This is a genomic window from Pseudomonas sp. N2-3-1-14, from assembly GCF_041228395.1.
Lineage (GTDB): Bacteria > Pseudomonadota > Gammaproteobacteria > Pseudomonadales > Pseudomonadaceae > Aquipseudomonas.
In genome coordinates, this window is sequence record NZ_CP166199.1 from 2091552 (window position 1) to 2108933 (window position 17382).

Genomic DNA, 17382 nt, shown 5'->3' on the forward strand with positions numbered 1-17382 from the left:
AGGCGCTGTCGCTGGGATTTTAGTCGAGGCTGTAACGCACCGACAGCGCGCCCTTTTTCTCCGACAGGGCCAGGATGGTCACCTTGCCCAGCTCGCTCAACGCTTGCACGTGCGTGCCGCCACAGGCGTAGGCCGGCAATGCACCGAAACCCACTTCGCGGGTGCCGTCTTCCAGTCTCATGTGGCGCGGGTAGTCGGCGGCGATCCATCGGTCGATTCGGGTTTGAAACGCCTCGGCGTCAACGGCTTGCGCCGCTTGCCCGCGGATAAAGGTGATTTTGCATTCGCCCGGCCAGTGATGGGCTTTGATCGGCATCCAGCCCAAGCTTTCCCCGGCATTGCCAATCAGATGCCCGGCCGAATGCAGGCGCGTGTACAGGGCGCGGCGCTGTTCATCGACCCGTGCGGTGATCAGGCCGGGCGCCACAGGGCGGTCAACATAGTGCACGACGCGATCGGCTTCCTGGGTGACGCGCACCACCTGGCTGTCGCCGAGCCAACCGGTGTCGAACGGTTGCCCGCCGCCCTGCGGATGGAAGAGGGTTGACTGCAGCGTGACGGCAAACTGGTCCTCGTGCGGCGTACAAGCCAGCACTTCAAGCTCGTCGGTCAGGTGGTCATGGGTGAAAAACAGGCGCTCGGTCATCATCTACATCCGCATCAGGGTTCTACGGGCAGTATAAATAGTGCGTAGATGGGTGATAATCCGTTCAATTATCAATGGACCTGTGCGTCATGAGCATCAATCTTCCTCTGCCTCTGCTGGGTGAAATGGCGATTTTCGTCAAAGTCGTGGAAACCGGCAGCTTCTCTGAAGCCGCGCGGCAACTGAGCGTTTCACCCTCGGCGGTGAGCCGCAGTATTTCGCGCCTCGAACAGGCCCTGGCCACGCGGTTGCTGCAACGCACTACACGCAAATTGCGCCTGAGCGAGGGGGGCGAAGAGGTGTTCAAGCGTTGCCAGGAAATGGTCAACGCGGCGCGTTCGGTGATGGAAATCAGCGGCCAGTTTACCCATGAGGCCGAAGGGCTGGTGCGGGTCAGCGTGCCCAAGGCGGTCGGGCGGTTCGTGGTGCATCCGCATATGCCGGAGTTCTTGCGCCGCTATCCCAAAGTGGATGTGCAGTTGATTCTTGAGGACCGGCACGTGGACTTGATCGATGACAATGTCGATCTGAGCATCCGCATCACCGACAGCCCACCGCCCGGGTTGGTCGGCCGACAATTGTTGCCCATCGAACATTTGCTGTGCGCGACGCCGCAGTACCTGGCCGAGCACGGCACGCCGGGCCATCCGCATGATTTGCTCGAACACAGTTGCATTTACCTGGGCGAAACCCCGGGCGATTCGCGCTGGAAATTCCGCCAGGGCGGCAAAGCGGTGACGGTTGGCGTGCGCGGACGGTATGCGGCGAATCACACCGGGGTCCGGCTGGATGCGGTGTTGCAGCATGTGGGCATTGGCAGCTTGCCGTACTTCACTGCGCGGCATGCGTTGGAGGAGGGGCGTTTGGTGCAGGTGCTGCCGGCGTGGGATTTTATTGCCTCTTATCATGGCGAGGCGTGGTTGCTGCATTCGCCGACGCGGTATCTGCCGCCGAAGTTGCGGGTGTTTATTGATTATCTGGTCGAGTGTATGGCACGCGAACCGACACTGCGTCGAAGGTAGGGAACGCGGTTAAAAGGTGGGAGCGGGCTTGCTCGTGAATGCGGTGTGTCAGTCGCCAAACATGTTGACTGATCCGCCGTATTCGCGAGCAAGCCCGCTCCCACATTTAGTTCGGTTGTGGCCTGCAGATCAGTGCTTGCTCTGGTCTTGCGGCATGGCCAGCAGCTGCTTTTCCTGGTTCCAGTCGAACGGTTCGTCGTTCTGTTCGGCCTCGAAGCGACGCTCTTCCAGGGCTTGGTACAGGTCCAGTTCTTCATCCGGCATGAAGTGCAGGCAATCACCGCCAAAAAACCACAGCAGGTCGCGCGGCACCAGGTGGGCGATCTGCGGGTAGCGCAGGATGACTTGGCTCATCAGGTCCTGGCCCAGGTACTGGCTCTCGATCGGGTCGATCGGCAGCAGGGCGCGCAATTCGTCGAAGCGCTCCAGAAACAGGGTGTGGCTTTCCTCGGGCACCTGTTCGGCTTCGCCGACGGCAACCAGGATGCTGCGCAAGTGGTCGAGCAAGACGAGATGATCGGCAACGACGTTGGACACGAGATAAGTCCTCTAAAGCAAAAACGGGCGCGAGAGTATATAGCTCAAGCGCCCGTTTTTATATGACCGCTGGTATCAGCGGACTTTACCCTCAGCCTGGGTCAGCTCTTCCTTGCTGAAATCATCCACGTCGATCACCTTGCGCCGTGCAGCTTCGGCGTCGCGCAGGGTTTGCGCTTCGCCCGGTTGCAGCACGCCGGCATGCAGGGCAGCGTCGATGGCGTGTTCGCCAGCGGTGGGTTTGACCTGACCGCTTTTGAGCGCCGCGTGGAGTTTTTTCTGCAGCGGGTGGCTGGCACCGAGCAGGTCGTAAGCGTGTTGCAGGGCGCCGACCGGATCTTCTGCCGATTGCGGGCGGTAGCAGCCCGCCAGCAGCTCTTCGAGGGTCGGGTCGCCTTTGGCACGCCCAATCACCGCGGCCACCTCGGCGTCCAGTGCATCGGAAGGCCCGGTGTGGCGGCGCCCGAACGGGAACACAATGACCCGCAGCAGGCAACCGAGCACCCTGTTAGGGAAGTTGCTCAGCAGCTCATCCAGCGCACGCTCCGACTCGCCAAGGCTTTCTTCCATGGCCCAGGCGAACAGCGGTTCCAGATGATCCGGCGAATCCAGGTCGTGGTAACGCTTGAGCGCCGCCGACGCCAGGTACATATGGCTCAGCACATCGCCCAGGCGTGCCGACAGGCGTTCGCGACGTTTCAACTCGCCGCCCAGCAGCATCATGCTCAAGTCAGCGAGCAGGGCGAACGCAGCAGCCTGACGGTTCAGTGCGCGGAAGTAACCCTGGCTCAGGCGGTTGCCCGGCGCTTTCTCGAAGTGACCCACGCCCAGGTTCAACACCAGCGTACTGGCGGCATTGCTCACGGCAAAGCCGATGTGTTGCATCAGCAGGCCGTCGAATTCCTTCAACGCCTGATCGCGGTCTTCGCGGCCGGCCAGGGCCATTTCCTTGAGCACGAACGGATGGCAGCGAATCGCGCCCTGGCCAAAGATCATCAGGTTGCGCGAAAGAATATTCGCGCCTTCCACGGTGATGAAGATCGGCGCGCCTTGCCAGTTACGGCCCAGGTAGTTGTTCGGGCCCATGATGATGCCCTTGCCGCCATGCACGTCCATGGCGTGGCTGATGCATTCGCGGCCGCGCTCGGTGAGGTGGTACTTGAGAATGGCCGACAGCACCGAGGGTTTCTCCCCCAGGTCGACTGCATTGGCGGTGAGCATGCGTGCGCTGTCCATCAGCCAGGCGTTGCCGCCGATGCGCGCCAGGGCTTCCTGGATACCTTCGAACGCCGACAGCGGCACGTTGAACTGCTCACGCACCTGGGCGTATTGGCCCGTTACCAGGCTGGTGAACTTGGCTGCACCGGTACCGACCGCAGGCAGGGAGATCGAACGGCCCACCGACAGGCAGTTCATCAGCATCATCCAGCCCTTGCCGAGCATTTCCTGGCCGCCGATGAGGAACTCCAGGGGGATGAACACGTCTTTGCCGGAGTTGGGGCCGTTCATGAACGCAGCGCCCAGCGGCAAGTGACGACGGCCGATTTCGACGCCGGGGGTGTCGGTCGGGATCAGCGCCAGGCTGATGCCCAAGTCTTCTTTATCGCCCAGCAGGTGGTCCGGGTCATGCGCCTTGAACGCCAGCCCCAGCAGGGTCGCGACCGGGCCGAGGGTGATGTAGCGTTTTTCCCAGTTCAGGCGCAGGCCAAGGGTTTCCTTGCCTTCCCATTCACCTTTGCAGATCACGCCGGTGTCGGGCATGGCGCCGGCGTCGGAGCCGGCCAGTGGGCCTGTCAGCGCAAAGCATGGGATGTCATCGCCACGCGCCAGGCGCGGCAGGTAGTGATTGCGTTGCTCGTCGGTGCCGTAATGCAGCAGCAGCTCGGCCGGGCCGAGGGAGTTGGGCACCATCACGGTGGACGCCAGGTCGCCGCTGCGGGTGGCGAGTTTCATCGCGACCTGCGAGTGGGCATAGGCCGAGAAGCCCTTGCCGCCGTATTCCTTGGGAATGATCAGGGCGAAGAAGCCGTGGGTCTTGATGTGCTCCCAGGCGGCGGGCGGCAGGTCCATGGCCTGGCCGATTTCCCAGTCGCTGACCATCGCGCAGAGTTCTTCGGTGGGGCCGTCGATGAAGGCCTGTTCTTCTTCGGTCAGTTGCGCCTTGGGGTAGGCCAGCAACTTGTCCCAATCGGGGCGGCCGCTGAACAGTTCGCCATCCCACCACACGGTGCCGGCATCAATCGCGTCGCGCTCAGTCTCGGACATCGGCGGCAGGACTTTCTGGAACCAGCTGAACAGCGGCTTGGTGAAGTATTGACGACGCAGGTCGGGCAGCAGCAAGGGCAGGGCCACGGCGGCGATCAATACCCAGAAGATCAGCAGCAGCCAACCCGGTGCGTGGCTCCAGGCACCCATCGCCAGCAGGTAAACGGCGACCACGCCCAGGGCGGGCAGGGGCGCGGTGCGGCGGTGTGCCAAGTAGGCAATGCCGACCACCAGAACCAGTATCCACAACAACAGCATATTCAATCCTCCGTGAAACCAGGGGCGAAACCACCATGGAGCTTAGTCGGCATCCGAAAAAGCGCGGTGATCAGGGTGTAACGAGTTGTACGCGAAGCACCGACCACCAGGCGCCGACATTTGGCCGAATCGTCGTTATCTCTGCGCCAGACCAGTCGTTAGACTCAAGGCTTCCTTCGGAGATAACGCGCATGGATACGTACCTGAGTCCCAGCCGCTTCATCGATAGTGACCACCCTGCGGTGGTGGAGTTCGCCGAAAAACATCGCGGCCCGAGCGCGGATTTACGTGACCAGGCAGTCAGTCTTTATTACGCCGTGCGTGAGGCGATTCGTTACAACCCTTACACCTTTAGCCGTGACCCAGGCACCTTGAGCGCCAGCTTTGCCCTCGCCGCCGGTGAGAGCTATTGCGTGCCCAAGGCCACCCTGCTGGCCGCCTGTGCCCGCCACTGCGGCATCCCGGCACGCATCGGCCTGGCGGACGTGCGCAATCACCTTTCGACACCGCGCCTGATCGCCCTGCTCAAAAGCGATGTGTTCGCCATGCACGGCTACACCGAGTTGTACCTGCGTGGCCGTTGGGTCAAGGCCACGCCGGCGTTCAACCAGCAGCTGTGCGAGGTGTTTGATGTACCGCCGCTGGAATTCGACGGTATCAACGACAGCGTGTTTCACGCCTTCAACCGCAAGGGCCGGCGCTCGATGGAGTACGTGCGGGACCACGGGCAGTTTTCCGACGTGCCGGAGGGGTTTTTCTTCGCGCATATTCAGCAGTGTTACCCGCACCTGTTTGCCGAGGACATGCCGACCCTGCTGGGGGACATGCAGAGCGATTTAAGCCGCGCCTGAACCGGCGTATGCTGCTGCGTTCATCAAGCCATGTTCATCAACGATAAGGCGCGGTCATGCTGAAAATCTGGGGTCGTAAAAATTCATCAAACGTCAGGAAAGCACTGTGGTGCGCCGAGGAACTCGGCCTGGACTATGAAGCAATTGATGCGGGCGGGGCATTTGGTGTGGTCGATACACCGCAATACCGCGCGCTGAACCCCAATGGCCGGGTGCCGATGATCGAAGATGGCGACTTTGTGCTGTGGGAGTCCAACACCATCGTGCGTTATCTCTGCGCCAAGCAGGCGTCGAGCTGGTACCCAAGCGACCTGCAAGCCCGGGCCAATGCCGAGAAGTGGATGGACTGGACCACCTCGACCCTCGCCGAACCGTTCAAGGCGGTGTTCTGGGGCATCCTGCGCACCCCGCCGGAAAAACAGAACTGGGACAGCATCAATGCCGGGCGCCAGGCCTGTATCGACGCATTGAGCACCGTGGATAAAGCCCTGGCAGAGCAGCCTTACCTGTCGGGCAACGAAATTGGCATGGGCGATATCCCGCTCGGCAGCTTTATTTATGCCTGGTTCGAAATGCCCATCGAACGGCCTTCGATGCCCCATCTAGAGGCCTGGTATCACCGTCTGCAGCAACGGCCGGCGTACCGTAAAGCGGTGATGACCGCGTTGACTTAATACCCACTATTAATACGGGTGACTGTACTTGTGCGGCGCGGGCAAGCACCATGCCTGTCATGCGCCGCCGTTGAACTACCTGGGCTGCGCCCTCATCTACTGTTTCTATTCCCTTCTTTGGTGCGTATTCCGATATGAGTTCCGCTCTGTCCATCCGGCAGCTAACCAAAACCTACGGCAACGGTTTCCAGGCCCTGAGTGGTATCGATCTGGATGTTGCTGAAGGTGACTTCTTCGCTTTGCTCGGCCCTAACGGCGCCGGCAAATCCACCACCATCGGTATCCTCTCCACCTTGGTCAACAAGACCAGCGGCACGGTGAATATCTTTGGTCATGACCTGGACAAATCCCCGGCGGCGCTCAAGCGTTCCATCGGCGTAGTGCCCCAGGAATTCAACTTCAACCAGTTTGAAAAGACGTTCGACATCGTCGTGACCCAGGCTGGCTACTACGGCATCCCGGCGAAAGTCGCCAAGGAGCGCGCCGAGCAGTACCTGACCCAGCTGGGCCTGTGGGACAAGCGCGACGTGCCTTCGCGTTCGCTGTCCGGCGGCATGAAGCGCCGCCTGATGATCGCCCGTGCGCTGGTGCACGAACCGCGCCTGCTGATCCTCGACGAGCCCACCGCAGGTGTGGACATTGAGTTGCGTCGCTCGATGTGGACCTTCCTCACCGAGCTGAACGAGAAGGGCATCACCATCATCCTCACCACCCATTACCTGGAAGAGGCTGAGCAGCTGTGCCGCAACATCGGCATCATCGACCACGGCACCATTGTCGAGAACACCAGCATGCGTAACCTGCTGGGCCAGCTGCATGTGGAAACCTTCCTGCTCGACCTGAAAAACAACCTGTCGGTGGCGCCGCAGCTGCTTGGCTACCCAAGCCGACTGGTCGATGGTCATACCCTGGAAGTCCAGGTGGACAAAGCCATGGGCATCACGGCGTTGTTCACCCAATTGGCCGCGCAGAACATCGAAGTGCTGAGCCTGCGTAATAAAACCAATCGCCTTGAGGAGTTGTTCGTGTCCCTGGTGGAGAAAAATCTGGCGAAGGTGGCGGTATGAGTTCCGAACTGCAACCCAACCTTGTCGCGCTGCAGACCATCGTCTACCGCGAAGTGAAGCGCTTTACCCGGATCTGGCCGCAGACGCTGCTGCCGCCGGCGATCACCATGGTCCTGTACTTCGTGATCTTCGGTAACCTGATCGGCCGCCAGATCGGCGACATGGGTGGCTTCACTTACATGGAATACATCGTGCCGGGCCTGATCATGATGTCGGTGATCACCAACTCCTACGGCAACGTGGTCTCCAGCTTTTTCGGCAGCAAATTCCAGCGTTCCATCGAAGAACTGATGGTGTCGCCGGTGTCGCCACACACCATCCTGATCGGCTACACCCTGGGCGGTGTGCTGCGTGGCTTGATGGTGGGCGTGATCGTGACCTTGCTGTCGCTGTTCTTCACTCACCTGCAAGTGCATCACCTGGGCGTCACCATTTTGGTGGTGGTGCTGACGGCGACGATCTTTTCGCTGCTGGGCTTTATCAACGCGGTGTTCGCGCGCAACTTCGATGATATTTCGATCATCCCGACCTTCGTGCTGACGCCACTGACCTACCTGGGTGGGGTGTTCTACTCCATCACTTTGCTGCCGCCGTTTTGGCAGACCGTGTCGCTGGCCAACCCGGTGCTGCACATGGTCAACGCCTTCCGCTACGGCATACTGGGCGTGTCGGATATCAAGATCAGCGTGGCGATCACCTTCATGCTGGTGGCCACCGTGGTGCTGTATGTCGGCTGCGCGCGGTTGCTGGTGAGCGGGCGCGGGATGCGTACGTAAGCAGTCAGTTGGAATAAAAAAAGGCCTCTTTATGAGGCCTTTTTTATGGAGTGCACGAAAACCGTGTGGGAGCTGGCTTGCCTGAGATGGCGGGCTTTAGGTACTTGTTTAGGTGGATATGAGTAAATATCCGTTGCTGCGGTAACGGCGGCTGGCGGTTCCGCTCTTACAGCGGGTCACTTTTGGCAAACGCCCCAAAAGTAACCAAAAGGTCTTTGCCCCACCACTCGGCACCTCGCCTAGGCTCGGTGTGCCCTCACGCAGGCTTGAATCCGTGGGCCGCCGCGACGGGCCATCCATGGCCCAACGCGGCTAACCCGGCGTCCTGCCGGGTTACCCACGGATTCAAGCCTGCGTTCGGCCAGCGTGGTTGACGGGGCCTGTCAGATCAAAGTCAAGAGCAAGATCAAAAGCTGAGCACGGCGGCCTGAAAGCCGACCTGAGTGGTAGAAGCAAAAGCAGGGCAAAAGCACAGCAACACATTTCTATCTGAAGTACAGAGATCCAAATGTGGGAGCGGGCTTGCCCGCGAAAGCGGTGTGTCAGCTACACATGAGTTGACTGACCCACCGCCTTCGCGAGCAAGCCCGCTCCCACAAGTTGATCGAGTTTAGCTCTCAAGATCGGGTGGTCTGTCAGACTGCCAAGCGCTGCTTTTCTGCAGGCGCTGGGCCCTTAGCCTTTAAGTGCCAGCTCGATCAGTTCATGCAGTTCTTCAACCGGCAGCGGCGCACTGGCAAACAGGCTGCGGTACACCGTGGGCGCGGCGATCAGGTTGAGCAACCGGTCCAGGCTCGGCAGTACGTCGTGGGTGCTCTGGTAGCGGTCGAGAATGACCTGCATCTGGCCCATCAGGATGTTGCTGCAGTAGTCCCGGGGATGGCTGCACTGCACGTCGCGCATCATGTTGCGCCCAAGCTCGGAACTCATTTCGTCCAGGTATTGCTCGCCCCACGCACGCAAATCGCCGCGCAGGCTGCCGGTGTTGGCGGGTTCACTGTCTGGGCGCAGGCGTTCCAGCGCCACGTCGGCGAGCAGCGCAGACAAGTCGCCCCAGCGGCGGTAGATGGTCGACGGCGTGACGCCCGCGCGAGCAGCGATCATCGGCACGGTAACGCTGGAACGCTCATGGGCTTCCAGCAATTCGCGAGCGGCGTTATGCACTGATTCTTGAACCCGGGCACTGCGGCCCCCGGGCGAAGGCCTTCTTTAATCGCCATGCGTAAAACCTTAACACAAAGAATTTGCTTTAAGCGCTTGCGAGTAGCACACTCTGCAAAAGCAAAATATTAGCTTTAGCGGAGTGTGCACATGTCTAGCGTCATTTCTCAACGTTCCAGCCTGGCGTTCCTGGTCATCACGATGTTGACCTTCCTGGCTGCGTCCAGCGCGCCGACGCCGTTGTATCAGGTGTATCAGGACAACCTGCATTTCTCCGCAGCAATGCTGACGGTGATCTTCGGGGTATACGCCGTGAGCTTGCTGGCGGCGCTGTTGACCGTCGGTTCGCTGTCGGACCACGTGGGGCGCAAGCCGGTGATTTTCGCCGCGCTGTTGCTGAATATTGTGGCGATGCTGCTGTTTATCAATGCTGACAGCACCGCCTACCTGATTGCCGCCCGGGCGCTGCAAGGTTTCGCCACGGGCACGGCAACCGCGGTGCTGGCGGCGACGCTGTTGGACACCGACCGCCTGCGCGGGCCGATGCTCAATAGCCTCGCGCCGCTGTTGGGCATGGCCTGCGGTGCCTTGGGCAGTGGCTTGCTGGTGGAATACGCGCCACGCCCGACCCAATTGATTTACTTCACGCTGCTGGGCCTGATGGTGCTTCAGGCGCTTTATGTGTGGCGCTTGCCGGAAACCGTCAGCCGCCTACCGGGTGCCTTGAGGTCGCTGGCGCCCACCCTGCATGTCCCCGCGCAGGCGCGTCGGGCCTTGTGGCTGGCGATGCCGCTGAATGTAGCGGTGTGGGCGCTGGGCGGGTTCTTTTCATCCCTGGCGCCTTCGCTGGTGCGGGCGGCAACTGGTTCGACCTCGCATTTGATCGGCGGCGGCCTGGTTGCAGTCGTGACCTTGAGCGGTGCGGTGATGATTTACAGCCTGCGCGAGCACCCGGCAGACAAGGTCATGCGTCTCTCCGCGGTCCTGCTGGCGGTGGGCGTGGCGTTGTTGCTGGTTGCGGTGCAGAGCGCCAGCCTGTGGCTGTTCTTTGTTGCCAGTGTGATTGCAGGCTTCGGTTTCGGCGGCGGGTTCATGGGCAGTGTGCGCAGTATCGTCAGCCTGGCGTTACCCCATGAGCGGGCCGGGCTGATGTCGGCTTTTTATGTGCTGAGCTACCTGGCGTTCTGCGTGCCGGCCCTGCTGGCGGGCAACCTGAGCCGCGTGTTTGGCCTGATCGCCACCACCGATGGTTATGGCGCAGTGCTCATCGTATTGGCGCTCGGCGCGCTGGCAGGCTTGCTGATCCAGGGGGCGGCGCGAGCCAAGGCAACGGTTTAGCTCGAGTGTCTATATTGGCAAAGTAGATAACAGATAGAGATATTACCCGTTATATAGATATTCAATCCGGTTCTATGATGGTCTCAACCTCATGCGAGGAAGAGGATTGCCAACATGACCTGCTCAACTGCCATTACCTACAAACCCTTCAGTCACCTGGCCCGTCCACGGGAAGTGATTCGTCAGTTCACGCCCAACTGGTTTGCCGCCACCATGGGCACCGGCGTCCTGGCCCTTGCGCTGGCCCAAGTGCCGACCCGCTTGCCCGGCTTGCACACCATTGCCGAAGGGCTGTGGATGTTCACCGTCGGCCTGTTCGTGCTGTTCAGCGTGTTGTACGCGGCCCGCTGGCTGATGTTTTTCCACGAGGCGCGGCGGATTTTCGGGCACTCCACCGTCTCGATGTTCTTTGGCACCATCCCCATGGGCCTGGCGACGATTATCAACGGCTTGCTGCTGTTTGGGCTGCCGCGCTGGGGCGCCGATGTGGTGCCGTTGGCCGAAGCCTTATGGTGGCTGGACGTGGCGATGGCCCTGGCCTGCGGCGTGCTGATCCCATTCATGATGTTCACGCGTCAGCAGCACAGCATCGATCAGATGACCGCCGTGTGGCTGTTGCCGGTGGTCGCCGCTGAAGTCGCTGCCGCCAGCGGTGGCCTGCTGGCGCCGCACCTGGCCGACGCTCACTCGCAACTGGTGATGCTGGTGACCAGCTATGTGCTGTGGGCGTTTTCCCTGCCGGTAGCCTTCAGCATCCTGACCATCCTGATGCTGCGCATGGCCTTGCACAAACTGCCTCACGCCAACATGGCCGCGTCCAGCTGGCTGGCCCTCGGCCCTATCGGCACCGGTGCATTGGGCATGTTGCTGCTGGGCGGCGACGCACCGGCGATCTTCGCGGCCAATGGTTTGCCAGGCGCAGGGGAGATGGCCAACGGCCTCGGCCTGGTGGCCGGCATTACCCTGTGGGGCTTTGGCCTGTGGTGGATGCTGATCGCCGTGTTGATCACCCTGCGTTACCTGCGCGCCGGCATTCCGTTCAATCTGGGCTGGTGGGGTTTTACCTTCCCGCTGGGGGTTTATGCCTTGGCCACACTGAAGCTTGCGAACCTGCTGCACCTGGGTTTCTTCAGTGTGTTCGGGTGCGTGCTGGTGGTGGCGTTGGCACTGATGTGGCTGATCGTTGCCACGCGCACTGTGCAGGGCGCCTATAAAGGGGAGCTTTTTGTATCGCCATGCATTGCAGGACTAGGGAATAAGTAAGCGGGATTAGGTAAAGTCCGTGGCCTGTCTTTTTTATAAAAAAACCGGCAATCAAGCCTACCAGGCCCACGCAGGAACACGGACGATGAGCCACCCCTCACAATTTTACCTTGCTGCGCACACGGCGCTTTCCTGCCGTTTTTTCATCACCCAGTTTGCTGGGCGCTTTTCAACGACAACATCTTCAAGCAATCGCTGATCCTGGCCATTCTCTACAAGCTCACCATCGACGGTGACCGCTCGATCTGGGTCAACCTGTGCGCGTTGTTGTTTATCCTGCCGTTCTTCCTGTTCTCGGCGCTGGCCGGGCAATTCGGCGAGAAATTCAACAAGGACGCGTTGATCCGCGCGATCAAGATCGGTGAGATTGTGATCATGAGCGTCGGCGCCACCGGGTTCCTGTTCAATCACCTGGAGCTGATGCTGCTGGCGCTGTTTGCCATGGGCACGCACTCGGCGCTGTTCGGGCCGGTGAAGTATTCGATCATGCCCCAGGCCCTGCACGACGATGAATTGGTGGGCGGTAACGGTCTGGTGGAAATGGGCACGTTTCTGGCGATCCTGGCCGGCACCATTGGCGCCGGGATCATGATGTCTTCGACCCATTACGCACCGGTCGTGGCCGTGGCAATTGTCGGTGTGGCAGTGCTGGGTTACTTGGCCAGCCGCAGCATTCCGCGCGCGGCGGCGTCTACCCCAGGACTGCGCCTGAACTGGAACATATTCAGCGAATCGTGGGCCACCCTGCGCCTTGGCCTGGGGCAGACCCCGGCGGTGTCGCGTTCGATTGTCGGCAACTCGTGGTTCTGGTTTGTCGGCGCGATCTACCTGACGCAAATCCCGGCCTACGCCAAGGAGTGGTTGTACGGCGACGAAACTGTGGTGACCTTGATCCTCACGGTGTTCTCGGTCGGTATCGCCCTGGGCTCGATGCTCTGTGAAAAGCTCTCCGGGCGTAAGGTGGAAATCGGCCTGGTGCCCTTTGGCTCATTTGGCCTGACAGTGTTCGGGCTGCTGCTGTGGTGGCACTCCGGCGGCTTCCCGCAGAGTGCTCAGGAGCATGACTGGCTCGGCGTACTCGGCTACGGCCAGGCCTGGTGGGTGTTGTTCGATATCCTCGGCCTGGGCGTGTTCGGCGGCTTTTATATCGTGCCGCTGTATGCGCTGATCCAGTCGCGCACCGCCGAAAACGAGCGTGCGCGGGTGATCGCGGCCAACAACATTCTCAATGCGCTGTTCATGGTGGTGTCGGCCATCGTGTCGATCCTGCTGTTGAGCGTGGCCAAGCTGTCGATTCCCGAGTTGTTCCTGGTGGTGTCGCTGCTCAATATCGCGGTCAACACCTACATCTTCAGGATCGTCCCCGAGTTCACCATGCGTTTCATGATCTGGCTGCTCAGCCATTCCATGTACCGCGTGGAGCACCGCAACCTCGAGCTGATTCCGGATGAGGGCGCGGCGTTGCTGGTGTGCAACCACGTGTCGTTTGTCGATGCGCTGTTGATCGGCGGTGCCGTGCGTCGGCCGATTCGCTTTGTCATGTACTACAAGATCTACCGTTTGCCGGTGCTCAATTTTATCTTTCGCACTGCGGGGGCGATTCCGATTGCCGGGCGTCACGAGGATATCCAGATCTACGAAAAGGCCTTCGCGCGGATTGCTCAGTACTTGAAGGAGGGCGAGTTGGTGTGCATTTTTCCGGAAGGCAAGCTCACCGGGGACGGTGAGATGAATGAGTTCCGCGGGGGCGTGACGCGCATTCTGGAAGAGACGCCGGTGCCGGTGATTCCCATGGCGTTGCAGGGCTTGTGGGGGAGTTTTTTCAGTCGCGATCCGAACAAGGGGTTCTTTCACCGGATCTGGTCGCGGGTGGTGCTGGTGGCGGGTGAGCCGGTGACGGTCGAGGCGGCGACGCCTGCGCAGTTGCAGGAACGGGTGGGGGTGTTGCGCGGGAGTGTCAGGTAGTTTTTTACTGACTGTCCGGGCCTCTTCGCGAGCAAGCCCGCTCCCACAGTTGACCGAGTTGTTCAAGCGAACGCGGTTTAATGTGGGAGCGGGCTTGCCTGCGATAGCGACAGTGAATTAGGCGCTAATCTTAAGGCCAATCAGCCCGCAGATAATCAACGCCACACTGGCCAGTCGGAACAACGCCATGGACTCGCCAAACAGGATGATCCCGGCGATCACCGTGCCCACCGCGCCGACACCGGTCCAGATGGCATAGGCGGTGCCCAGCGGCAGTTCTTTCATGGCAAGGCCCAGCAGGCCGAGGCTGATGGCCATGGCGGCAATCGTCAGGGCGGTGGGCAATGGCTTGCTGAAACCATCGGTGTACTTCAAACCGACCGCCCAGCCCACTTCAAACAGCCCGGCAAAAAACAGGATGATCCAGGACATGATGACCTCTCTTCTAAAAGTGGGGTCGTCCCCTGGAATAGCGCTCGACAGCGTCGCGGGGTCGTCCCCGCGAAGCTCGGTAGAGTGCCCAATATCGATCTGGTGATCAAGTTTGCGGCGTGTTTTCCAGTACGCGGCGGTCTTCCTTTTCGCTCATGCGGCGGAAGTAAGTCGACAGCAACGCCCCGGAAATATTGTGCCAGACGCTGAACAGCGCACTGGGTACCGCCGCCAATGGCGAAAAATGCGCACTGGCCAACGCGGCGCCCAGCCCGGAGTTCTGCATGCCGACTTCCAGTGCCAGCGACTTGCGCTGGGCCAGTGGCAGTTTGAACAACCGGCCGGTGAAGTAACCCAGCAAGTAGCCGAAGCTGTTGTGCAGCATCACCACGGCCATGATCAACAGGCCTGATTCAGCGATCTTGGCCTGACTCGCCGCCACCACGGCCGCAACGATGATCACGATGCTCACCACCGACACCAATGGCAGCACGTCCACCGCATGGCGCACGCGTTCGCCGAGCACCCGTTGCGCGACCACGCCGAGCACGATCGGCAGCAGCACCACTTGCAGGATCGACCAGAACAACTCCATGAACGACACCGGCAGCCAGGCCGACGCCAGCAGCCAGATCAGCGCCGGCGTGAGCAGTGGGGCGAGAAGGGTGGTAACGGCGGCAATCGCCACCGACAACGCCAGGTCACCACGGGCCAGCCAGGTCATCACGTTGGACGAGGTGCCGCTTGGGCAGCACCCGACGAGGATCACGCCGACGGCAATTTCCGCCGGCAGGTGGAAGGCCTGGCACAGCAACCACGCCACGCCCGGCATGATCACAAAGTGCGCGACCACGCCCAGGGCCACGCGCCACGGATGGCGGGCAACCTCGGCGAAATCTTCAAGTTTCAAGGTCAGCCCCATGCCAAACATCACCAGGCCCAGCAGCGGCACAATGGCGCCTTTCAGGCCAATGAACCAGCCGGGCTCGAGGAAGGCGAGCACCGCGAAAATCAACACCCAGTAGGCGAAGGTATTGCCGACGAAGCGGCTCAAGGCGGCGAGTGCGCGCATGGGGATGTCCTTGTTATTAGAGTGTTCGGGGGAGCAGCGCGATCAAATGTGGGAGCTGGCTTGCCTGGGATGCAGGCACCTCGGTTTGTCAGTAACACCCAGGTGATGCTATCGCAGGCAAGCCAGCTCCCACATTGACCGTGTCCGTAAAGGCCTGTGTTGCGTTTAGATGCCTTGTGGGGTTTCTTCGCCGCCCAGCGCTTCAACCAATGCCGGCAGAAATTCGCCGAACGTCAGCATCATCAGGGTAAAGCTGGCGTCCAGTTGGCCCAGGGCTTCGTCGCCGCCGTCCTGTTCGGCCTGGTCTTGCAGCAGGTCTTCGAACTTCAGGCGCTTGACGGTCATCTTGTCGTCGAGCATGAAGGACAACTTGTCCTGCCAGGCCAGTGACAGTTGGGTCACGACTTTGCCGGTGGTCAAGTGCAGCTGGATTTCTTCACCGGTCAGGTCCTGGCGCTTGCAGCGCACAATGCCGCCGTCTTCATGGGTGTCGCGCAGTTCGCATTCGTCGAGGACGAAGAAGTCATCGGCCGGTTTCTGTGTGGTGACCCAGTCGGTCATGATCGCGGTTGGCGCGGTTTTTACCGTGAGCGGGCGAACCGGCAGGGTGCCGATCACTTCACGCAGGGTCGACAGTAGGTCTTCGGCGCGCTTGGGGCTCGCTGAGTTGACCAGGATCAGGCCTTGCTTCGGCGCGATGGCGGCGAAGGTCGACGAGCGACGGATAAAGGCGCGCGGCAGGAAGGCCTGGATGATTTCATCCTTGATCTGGTCGCGCTCCTTTTTGTAGACCTTGCGCATTTGCTCGGCTTCGATCTCTTCGACTTTCTCTTTGACTGCGTCGCGCACCACGCTACCCGGCAGGATGCGTTCTTCCTTGCGCGCGGCGATCAGCAGGAAGTCACCGCTGACGTGAACCAGGGGAGCGTCTTCACCTTTACCAAAAGGGGCGACGAAACCGTAAGTGGTCAACTCCTGGCTTGCACAAGGGCGCGCCAGTTTGGTGGCCATGGCCGCTTCCAACGCCTCGGCATCAACAGGCAGATCTTGGGTCAGGCGATAGATAAGCAGGTTCTTGAACCACATGGGGTGAGTCTCTCCTTTATACAAAGGGGGGCATTATTCTCTTGATAGCGCTCGAGGCCAACCCTGCCTAAGCCATTGGAAGGGCTGAAAAAAAAGATTTAAGAAAGTGCTTGCCAGACCTAGGGTCGCTCCGTAGAATGCGCGCCACACCGAAACGAAGGGTGATTAGCTCAGCTGGGAGAGCATCTGCCTTACAAGCAGAGGGTCGGCGGTTCGATCCCGTCATCACCCACCATTCGCTTCAAGTGTTACGCGCAGCGGTAGTTCAGTCGGTTAGAATACCGGCCTGTCACGCCGGGGGTCGCGGGTTCGAGTCCCGTCCGCTGCGCCATATTCGGTAACCTGGAACGCTGAACGCCAGGTCACCACGGAAAGCCCGCTCATTGAGCGGGCTTTTTGCTGTCTGGGGTGTGCGAAACCTCAAAAAACGCCGCCGATCATTTCCGATGATCGGCGGCGTTTTTTATTGGCCGGTTAGAAATCCCAGCGCACGCCACCGCCGACGGTCAACTTGTCCAGGTTGCCCTTGAGTTTGTAGGTGGAGATTTTTGCGTCCTGGTCATCACGCACGATCTTGTGGGTATAGCCGGCCTGCAACTGCCAGCCCGGCGCCAGTTCGCCAGTTATTTCCAGCTCATAACCTTGGTCACCGCCTTCGATTGTTTTCGTGGATTTCGAAATAGGCCGCGCTGGCGCTCAGGCGTCCGTCGAAGAAATCTGCCTTGGGGCCTAACTCGCAATACACTTGAGTTTGCGGGCCAGAAGCCCGGTTTTCCGGGGCGTGCGCTGCGCTTGAGAAAATATTTCAAATAAAGTGCATTTAAATCAAGACATTGCGAATTTTTGGTGTATGATGCCGCCCACACCGAAAGTGAAGGGTGATTAGCTCAGCTGGGAGAGCATCTGCCTTACAAGCAGAGGGTCGGCGGTTCGATCCCGTCATCACCCACCATTCGCTTCAAAGTGTTA

At 60.4% G+C, this 17382-nt stretch carries 13 protein-coding genes, 3 tRNA genes and 3 pseudogenes; 11 read left to right on the forward strand and 8 right to left on the reverse strand.

What is annotated here, in order from left to right; genetic code table 11:
* Positions 1–19 precede the first annotated feature (19 nt).
* Positions 20–646 carry an alanyl-tRNA editing protein gene (locus AB5I78_RS09750; RefSeq protein WP_369303408.1) on the reverse strand — a complete coding sequence of 209 codons (627 nt, stop codon included), beginning with the start codon at positions 644–646 and terminating at the stop codon, positions 20–22.
* Positions 647–735: 89 nt separating this feature from the next.
* Here AB5I78_RS09750 and AB5I78_RS09755 point away from each other — a divergent pair, with 89 nt between their 5' ends.
* Positions 736–1668: a LysR family transcriptional regulator gene (locus AB5I78_RS09755; protein ID WP_262206861.1), complete on the forward strand. Its 933-nt coding sequence runs from the start codon at positions 736–738 to the stop codon at positions 1666–1668.
* Positions 1669–1797: 129 nt separating this feature from the next.
* Here the strand turns inward: AB5I78_RS09755 and AB5I78_RS09760 are convergent, their stop codons facing one another.
* Both AB5I78_RS09760 and AB5I78_RS09765 read right to left on the reverse strand, forming a co-directional pair.
* The gene (locus AB5I78_RS09760) at positions 1798–2205 is read right to left on the reverse strand and encodes a PA2817 family protein (protein WP_010567536.1); all 408 of its coding nucleotides are present in this window, start codon (positions 2203–2205) and stop codon (positions 1798–1800) included.
* Positions 2206–2280: 75 nt separating this feature from the next.
* A complete protein-coding gene (locus AB5I78_RS09765) occupies positions 2281–4728 on the reverse strand; it encodes an acyl-CoA dehydrogenase (RefSeq protein ID WP_262210726.1) in 2448 nt (815 codons plus the stop codon).
* A 191-nt stretch (positions 4729–4919) separates the two neighbouring features.
* Here AB5I78_RS09765 and AB5I78_RS09770 point away from each other — a divergent pair, with 191 nt between their 5' ends.
* The 4 genes from AB5I78_RS09770 (at position 4920) to AB5I78_RS09785 (ending at position 8096) form a co-directional block, all read left to right on the forward strand.
* Positions 4920–5579 (forward strand): transglutaminase family protein, encoded by a 660-nt coding sequence (locus AB5I78_RS09770; protein WP_369303407.1) that lies wholly within the window; start codon positions 4920–4922, stop codon positions 5577–5579.
* A gap of 56 nt (positions 5580–5635) precedes the next feature.
* Positions 5636–6253, forward strand: coding sequence for a glutathione S-transferase family protein (locus AB5I78_RS09775; protein ID WP_369303406.1), 618 nt, complete (start codon positions 5636–5638; stop codon positions 6251–6253).
* Positions 6254–6387: 134 nt separating this feature from the next.
* Complete coding sequence (locus tag AB5I78_RS09780) at positions 6388–7320, forward strand: ABC transporter ATP-binding protein (RefSeq protein ID WP_145166060.1); 933 nt, start codon at positions 6388–6390, stop codon at positions 7318–7320.
* On the forward strand, positions 7317–8096 hold the full coding sequence (locus tag AB5I78_RS09785; protein ID WP_058420148.1) for an ABC transporter permease: 780 nt from the start codon (positions 7317–7319) through the stop codon (positions 8094–8096). The genes AB5I78_RS09780 and AB5I78_RS09785 overlap by 4 nt, the downstream gene beginning before the upstream one ends.
* Before the next feature lie 675 nt (positions 8097–8771).
* Here AB5I78_RS09785 and AB5I78_RS09790 read toward each other — a convergent pair.
* Positions 8772–9316, reverse strand: a pseudogene (locus AB5I78_RS09790) (TetR/AcrR family transcriptional regulator).
* A 91-nt stretch (positions 9317–9407) separates the two neighbouring features.
* Between AB5I78_RS09790 and AB5I78_RS09795 the strand changes: the two are divergent.
* The 3 genes and pseudogenes from AB5I78_RS09795 (at position 9408) to AB5I78_RS09805 (ending at position 13823) form a co-directional block, all read left to right on the forward strand.
* Positions 9408–10595 (forward strand): MFS transporter, encoded by a 1188-nt coding sequence (locus tag AB5I78_RS09795; RefSeq protein WP_369302653.1) that lies wholly within the window; start codon positions 9408–9410, stop codon positions 10593–10595.
* A gap of 114 nt (positions 10596–10709) precedes the next feature.
* Positions 10710–11858: a TDT family transporter gene (locus tag AB5I78_RS09800; protein WP_369302652.1), complete on the forward strand. Its 1149-nt coding sequence runs from the start codon at positions 10710–10712 to the stop codon at positions 11856–11858.
* A gap of 110 nt (positions 11859–11968) precedes the next feature.
* Positions 11969–13823: pseudogene (locus AB5I78_RS09805) on the forward strand (MFS transporter).
* A gap of 117 nt (positions 13824–13940) precedes the next feature.
* Here AB5I78_RS09805 and sugE read toward each other — a convergent pair.
* The 3 genes from sugE to rdgC all read right to left on the reverse strand — a co-directional run bounded on the left by sugE (position 13941) and on the right by rdgC (position 16413).
* Positions 13941–14255, reverse strand: coding sequence for a quaternary ammonium compound efflux SMR transporter SugE (gene sugE, locus AB5I78_RS09810; protein ID WP_010166396.1), 315 nt, complete (start codon positions 14253–14255; stop codon positions 13941–13943).
* A gap of 106 nt (positions 14256–14361) precedes the next feature.
* A complete protein-coding gene (locus tag AB5I78_RS09815; RefSeq protein WP_145166055.1) occupies positions 14362–15327 on the reverse strand; it encodes a bile acid:sodium symporter family protein in 966 nt (321 codons plus the stop codon).
* 165 nt (positions 15328–15492) lie between these two features.
* Positions 15493–16413 (reverse strand): recombination-associated protein RdgC, encoded by a 921-nt coding sequence (gene rdgC, locus AB5I78_RS09820; RefSeq protein WP_119735561.1) that lies wholly within the window; start codon positions 16411–16413, stop codon positions 15493–15495.
* A gap of 159 nt (positions 16414–16572) precedes the next feature.
* Here rdgC and AB5I78_RS09825 point away from each other — a divergent pair.
* Positions 16573–16648 (forward strand) — tRNA-Val (locus AB5I78_RS09825).
* A gap of 19 nt (positions 16649–16667) precedes the next feature.
* Positions 16668–16744, forward strand: a tRNA-Asp gene (locus tag AB5I78_RS09830).
* A 152-nt stretch (positions 16745–16896) separates the two neighbouring features.
* On the opposite strand, the pseudogene AB5I78_RS09835 reads toward AB5I78_RS09830, so the two are convergent.
* A pseudogene (locus tag AB5I78_RS09835) lies at positions 16897–17152 on the reverse strand (TonB-dependent siderophore receptor); the annotation flags it as partial.
* 137 nt (positions 17153–17289) lie between these two features.
* Between AB5I78_RS09835 and AB5I78_RS09840 the strand changes: the two are divergent.
* Positions 17290–17365: transfer RNA gene (locus AB5I78_RS09840), tRNA-Val, on the forward strand.
* Positions 17366–17382 lie beyond the last annotated feature (17 nt).

Coding starts and splice junctions, on each gene's coding strand:
- AB5I78_RS09795 (WP_369302653.1), top strand. CDS start 9,408: ATGTCTAGCGTCATTTCTCAACGTTCCAGCCTGGCGTTCCTGGTCATC.
- rdgC (WP_119735561.1), bottom strand. CDS start 16,413: ATGTGGTTCAAGAACCTGCTTATCTATCGCCTGACCCAAGATCTGCCT.
- AB5I78_RS09755 (WP_262206861.1), top strand. CDS start 736: ATGAGCATCAATCTTCCTCTGCCTCTGCTGGGTGAAATGGCGATTTTC.
- AB5I78_RS09765 (WP_262210726.1), bottom strand. CDS start 4,728: ATGCTGTTGTTGTGGATACTGGTTCTGGTGGTCGGCATTGCCTACTTG.
- AB5I78_RS09785 (WP_058420148.1), top strand. CDS start 7,317: ATGAGTTCCGAACTGCAACCCAACCTTGTCGCGCTGCAGACCATCGTC.
- AB5I78_RS09750 (WP_369303408.1), bottom strand. CDS start 646: ATGACCGAGCGCCTGTTTTTCACCCATGACCACCTGACCGACGAGCTT.
- AB5I78_RS09815 (WP_145166055.1), bottom strand. CDS start 15,327: ATGCGCGCACTCGCCGCCTTGAGCCGCTTCGTCGGCAATACCTTCGCC.
- AB5I78_RS09770 (WP_369303407.1), top strand. CDS start 4,920: ATGGATACGTACCTGAGTCCCAGCCGCTTCATCGATAGTGACCACCCT.
- AB5I78_RS09800 (WP_369302652.1), top strand. CDS start 10,710: ATGACCTGCTCAACTGCCATTACCTACAAACCCTTCAGTCACCTGGCC.
- AB5I78_RS09775 (WP_369303406.1), top strand. CDS start 5,636: ATGCTGAAAATCTGGGGTCGTAAAAATTCATCAAACGTCAGGAAAGCA.
- AB5I78_RS09780 (WP_145166060.1), top strand. CDS start 6,388: ATGAGTTCCGCTCTGTCCATCCGGCAGCTAACCAAAACCTACGGCAAC.
- sugE (WP_010166396.1), bottom strand. CDS start 14,255: ATGTCCTGGATCATCCTGTTTTTTGCCGGGCTGTTTGAAGTGGGCTGG.